Origin of the sequence: Rhodopseudomonas sp. B29 (assembly GCF_000333455.1) — a bacterium.
Taxonomy (GTDB): domain Bacteria; phylum Pseudomonadota; class Alphaproteobacteria; order Rhizobiales; family Xanthobacteraceae; genus Rhodopseudomonas.
Genome location: NZ_BADD01000261.1, coordinates 1 through 4,716, shown reverse-complemented (window position 1 = coordinate 4,716; position 4,716 = coordinate 1). Strand labels below are relative to the sequence as shown.

Genomic DNA, 4,716 nt, shown 5'->3' with positions numbered 1-4,716 from the left:
AACTGAAATTTCACCAGAAAGAGTTCGGCAATCGCAGGAAGACCGGAGTGCATCACGACAGCAGCGCCTGGTCGTGGGAGCAACGGGTGCGTTGGCTGACGTCGAACGCTTACGGCCAGGCCTGCTAGCGCCGAGCCCCGGGCTGCGCCCCGGGGCAGGTAGGGTCAGCCGAGCCGCATCGACAGCTCGACATCGCTAGCGAACGGCACCGAGACGTAGCCGCACGCCGCCGAGCGAACGCGTTCCAGATAATCGGGCGCGTAGTCGGCATTGTCGGCGACGATCAGTGCGCCGGGCGCCAGGCTGGTCTCCAACAGCGCGAGTACATCGGCGTAAAGGGCCTTGGCGCCGTCGAGCAGAACCAGGTCGATTCGTTCCGGGAGATTGGTCCGCAGCGTTTGCAGCGCGTCGCCTTCGCGGAATTCAACGAGGTCGGAGAGGCCGCCGTCCACAAGATTGGCTCGGGCTCGTGCCAGCTTCGAGGGCTCGAACTCGGTGGTGATCAGTCGGCCGCCACCATTGTCGCGGAGCGCCGCGGCGAGGTGCAGTGTCGAGATGCCGAACGAGGTGCCGAATTCTATGATCGACGTGGCGCGGGTGCTGCGTGCCAGCATGTAGAGCAGGGAGCCGGTCTGGCGCGAAACGGCCAGCGGCTGGTCTTTCATGCGGCCGTAGAAGGCGAGGTACTCGGTCTTGCTCCGCATCAGCCGGGCATGATCGCCGATCAGATCGGCCAGCGCCGGATCGTCGGCCGGCGAACGCGCGTCGGCGTCGACGAACAGCCGCGCCAGCAGCGGTGCGAGCGGGGCGGTGGTGAGGGTGGTCATGGTCGTCTCCGGAATTGGCAGGTTGTGTGCGCTGTCTTGCGCGCCCTCCGAAATACGACTAATTAGTCGCATTCGCTATTCGCGTTTCCTGAAAGCGCCCATGGCCGACCGCCTAACTCGTTCCATTTCCTCACGAAAGCAGCCGAAACAGGCGCGCTCCAACGACCTGGTGGCGGCCATCTTGGACGCGGCTGTTCAGGTTCTGATCAAGGAAGGCGCGCCGCGCTTTACCACCGCGCGGGTGGCCGAGAAGGCCGGCGTCAGCATCGGTTCGCTGTATCAGTACTTCCCCAACAAGGCGGCGATCCTGTTCCGGCTGCAGAGCGACGAATGGCGCCAGACCTCGGCGATGCTCGCGGAGATTCTCGACGACCGAAGCGATCCGCCGCTCGTGCGACTGCGCCGGCTGGTGCACGCCTTCATCAAATCGGAGTGCGACGAGGCCGCGGTGCGCGGCGCGCTCGACGATGCCGCGCCGCTGTATCGCGACGCGCCCGAAGCCCGCACCGCGCGTGCCGAGGCGGATCGCAGCATCGATGCGTTCATGCGCGAAGCGCTGCCGGACGCACCGGAGTCCAGCCGCGCGCTGGCGAGCGAGCTGATCACCACCACGCTCAGCGCCGTCGGCAAGGAATTTTCCGCCACACCGCGAAATTCCGAGGCGATTGCTGCGTATGCGGATGCGCTGGCCGACATGCTGTGCGCTTATCTGCAAAATCTGGCGCGGCGCGGCTGACTGCGGCGGATGTCGCGGACGGGGCGGCGAGGCGATCGCCGTCCGCGAGCCACCGCGATATTTCGCGCCGCGAACGTTTGATCGCCGGGTCGGGTGGTGTCGTTCTCCGCGGAAATGTTTGCGTGCATTCCGGAATCTGTGCGCCGACGGCTTGATTAGTTTGTAGTTATGCGCGTGATGGTGGCTGGCCGACGCGATGGCGGCGGTTCGACGATGTCGTCCCATCCAACTGTTTAAACCAGACCTCGAACTGTGCATTCCGGCGCGTTCAGCCACGGCGCCCGAGTCGAGGGCTTTGTTCCCGAGCAAGGCCGAAAATTCGTGCGCATCGGCGCTTTCGCTCACCGGAACAAAATGCCGCACCTCCTCATTTGATAGCTACTACAAACTATCAGATGGAGGCTGACATGAAGAAAGCTTTGCTAGCCGCTGCGATGTTCGCGTCGGTCGCCGCGCCCGCTGTGGCGGACGAAGTCGGCGTGCGCGTCGGTCCGGTCGGCGCCGGCGTGACGGTCGGTGAATCTCCGACCTATCGCGAGCGCGACGTCGACCACACCACGGTCATCCGTGAACGCGAGCCGTCCGAGCGCACGACCGTGATCAAAAAGGAAGACGAGTTCGGCAATCGCAGTAAGACCGTGATCCATCACGAGAATGACTAATACAGAAAGCCCCGGCGAAGTCGCCGGGGCGTTTTTCTGGTCAGGTGGGCAGGAGCCTGCCGACAGGCGTCGCCGGCGCGTGGCCGCACATCAGGGCTCCCAACCCATTTTTTACGGATGAAGCGCTAGGGAGGGCTGCGGCGATGTTGCCGCCGGAGCGGAGCGCTGAAGCCGATGAACATTCGATCGTTGTTGACGGCTCTGGCCGTGTCATTGGCCCTGGCCGGGACTAAGCCTGCAAGCGCTCAGCAGCAGTCCGATGTCGTCCAGGTCAGCTCGGGCGTTCAATACGAACTGATCGGGCGCTGGGACGTCGCCAAGCTCGACCAGATCCTGACCTCCAATACGCCGAAATTCGCAGGAATCCCATTCTCCACCACGCCGGCCAAAAACGCAGTGCGGCTCTATCGCATCACCTACCAGTCGGTGGTGCCCGAGAAGGCCAACAAGCCGATCACCGCGACGGGGCTGCTGGCGATCCCCGAGGTGGATACCAAGGCGTTACCGCTGGTATCGTATCAGCACGGCACGGTCTACGGCAAACAGGAGGTGCCGTCGTTTCCGGATCAGTCGCCGGAGACGCAGCTGATGCTGGCTCAGTTCGCCGGGCAGGGCTATCTGATGATCGGCGCCGATTATTTCGGCATGGGCAACTCCACCGAGCCTGAGGGCTACATGGTGAAGCACAGCCATCAACAGGCCACGGGCGATATGCTGGCGGCGAGCCGCGCCGTGCTGGCCGCCATGAAGCTCGACGTCACCAAGCTGTTCCTCGCCGGCTGGTCGCAGGGCGGCTTCGTCACCATGGCGATGCTGGAAAAGCTCGAGCACGACGGCATCAAGGTCGACGCCGCCGCCACCGCCAGCGCACCGCTCGACGTCTTCGTCGCGCTCAGCGGCTTTCTGGATTTCCCGCGGAAGAACGACGCGAGCTGGACCACCACGCTGTTCATCCTGTCGGCCTTTTCGTTCGAGAACTACTACGGCGTGCCGGGCCTGGCGCAGTCGCTGATCACCGACAAATACTACGATGTGTCGCGGAAGGCTTATCTGCGTCAGAAAATCGACGCCGCCGACATTCCCACCGATCTGCACGCGCTGATCCGTCCGGACTATTTCGACCCGCAATATTTCGCCGACTCGGCCTATGGCCGCCTCGTCGCCCAGACCAATGCCTATCGTTGGGTCATCAAGACGCCGGTGCGAAATTATTACGGCGAAAGCGACGAGGCGATCGCGACCGGGCTCGGCCGGCTGGCGATGACCTATCAACAGGCGATCGGCGCCGGCAACGACAAGGTCGAGGCCGTCTCCACCGGCCCAACCAGCCACCGCGGCACCTTCGTCACCGCCGTGCCGCAGTGGAAGAGCTGGTTCGACGGGATGAAGTAGGACAGTGGCCCGTAGCCCGCATAAGCGAAGCGCCATGCGGAATCACGCTCACCACAACTACCGCGCATATGCGTCCCGGATTGCGCTCCGCTCCATCCGCGCTACGCGCTACATCTCGCAGGAGTGCGCTACTGCGACGCCATCCGCACCAGCGCCGGCGTCTCGGCCATCTTGCCGATCACCTGCTGTATCGGATTGCGCGTCCAAGCCATGGTGACGTAGTCGCGATGGCTGACGCCGGCGGGCGTTTCGACGAAGATCACGCTGCCGGGGCGGAGCCGGCGGTCGAAGTCGTCGGCGACGCGGATGTCCTTGTCGCGCAGCATGCGGATCAGCTCTGCGTCGTGACGCTTGGTGCCCCGCGTATAGGCGCTGACAAAGAAAGCGCTGCGATGCCCCTCGATCCAGTCGGCGAATTTGTCGAGCTCGCCGTACAGCGCATCGAGTAGCACGACGCCGCGGATCCGCTCGCTGGCGCCGCCGATGGCGAGGCTGTAGGCGGCTGGAACGAAGCCGCCGCTATAGGCGACGATCACCACCGGCATTGCGGCGAACTTCCTGGCCGCGCCGGGATCGCCCGACAGCTGCGCCAGATGATCGGCGGACTCGGCGAGGAAGCGCTTCAGCGCGCCCGGCTGCCAGAACTTGCCGGCGGACGAATCGTGGGCATCGACCGCGAGCTGCGGCGCGAGCAGCACCGCGTTGGCTCCAGACTCGCTGATCTGCCGCGGCACCAGCTGGCGGTCGCGGACGTCGCGCTCCAGCGTCGCGCCGTTACCATGGAAGAACACCACGATCACGCCGGGCTTGTCGATGTCGAAGCCGCGCGGGATGTGCATCAGCACGCGATTGTCGCTGAAGGTCTCGGCCTGCCAGTACACCCGGCCGCCGAGGCTGCGATGGCCACGCCGGCTGCCGTCAGAGACGTCGAGGAAGGGCTCGTCGGTGCGCGGATTGTTGCCGGTATAGGGGAAGGCGGAATTCTTCAGCCCGACCAGCGTGGTGAGATCGTCGCGGGCGGGCGCGGTGCTCAGTTGAGGGCCGAGCGATGCGAGCTGGGCGCTGCGACCGAAGCGCTCGGTGGTTGTCATGATCCGCT

At 64.7% G+C, this 4,716-nt stretch carries 5 protein-coding genes; 3 read left to right on the top strand and 2 right to left on the bottom strand.

Translation table 11 applies throughout. The features are described 5' to 3' along the window. Positions 1-164: 164 nt before the first annotated feature. Complete coding sequence (locus I5M_RS09555; protein WP_022721196.1) at positions 165-827, bottom strand: O-methyltransferase; 663 nt, start codon at positions 825-827, stop codon at positions 165-167. 100 nt (positions 828-927) lie between these two features. Here I5M_RS09555 and I5M_RS09550 point away from each other — a divergent pair, with 100 nt between their 5' ends. The 3 genes from I5M_RS09550 to I5M_RS09540 all read left to right on the top strand — a co-directional run bounded on the left by I5M_RS09550 (position 928) and on the right by I5M_RS09540 (position 3,617). Beyond that, positions 928-1,563 (top strand): TetR family transcriptional regulator, encoded by a 636-nt coding sequence (locus I5M_RS09550; protein WP_022721195.1) that lies wholly within the window; start codon positions 928-930, stop codon positions 1,561-1,563. 407 nt (positions 1,564-1,970) lie between these two features. Beyond that, positions 1,971-2,225: a hypothetical protein gene (locus I5M_RS09545; RefSeq protein WP_031335964.1), complete on the top strand. Its 255-nt coding sequence runs from the start codon at positions 1,971-1,973 to the stop codon at positions 2,223-2,225. Between the two features lie 174 nt (positions 2,226-2,399). Then, the gene (locus I5M_RS09540; protein WP_031335963.1) at positions 2,400-3,617 is read left to right on the top strand and encodes a S9 family peptidase; all 1,218 of its coding nucleotides are present in this window, start codon (positions 2,400-2,402) and stop codon (positions 3,615-3,617) included. Positions 3,618-3,745: 128 nt separating this feature from the next. Here the strand turns inward: I5M_RS09540 and I5M_RS09535 are convergent. Then, positions 3,746-4,716 (bottom strand): alpha/beta hydrolase (locus tag I5M_RS09535; RefSeq protein ID WP_022721192.1); only part of this gene is annotated, 971 nt, incomplete at its 5' end.

Coding starts and splice junctions, on each gene's coding strand:
- I5M_RS09545 (WP_031335964.1), top strand. CDS start 1,971: ATGAAGAAAGCTTTGCTAGCCGCTGCGATGTTCGCGTCGGTCGCCGCG.
- I5M_RS09555 (WP_022721196.1), bottom strand. CDS start 827: ATGACCACCCTCACCACCGCCCCGCTCGCACCGCTGCTGGCGCGGCTG.
- I5M_RS09540 (WP_031335963.1), top strand. CDS start 2,400: ATGAACATTCGATCGTTGTTGACGGCTCTGGCCGTGTCATTGGCCCTG.
- I5M_RS09550 (WP_022721195.1), top strand. CDS start 928: ATGGCCGACCGCCTAACTCGTTCCATTTCCTCACGAAAGCAGCCGAAA.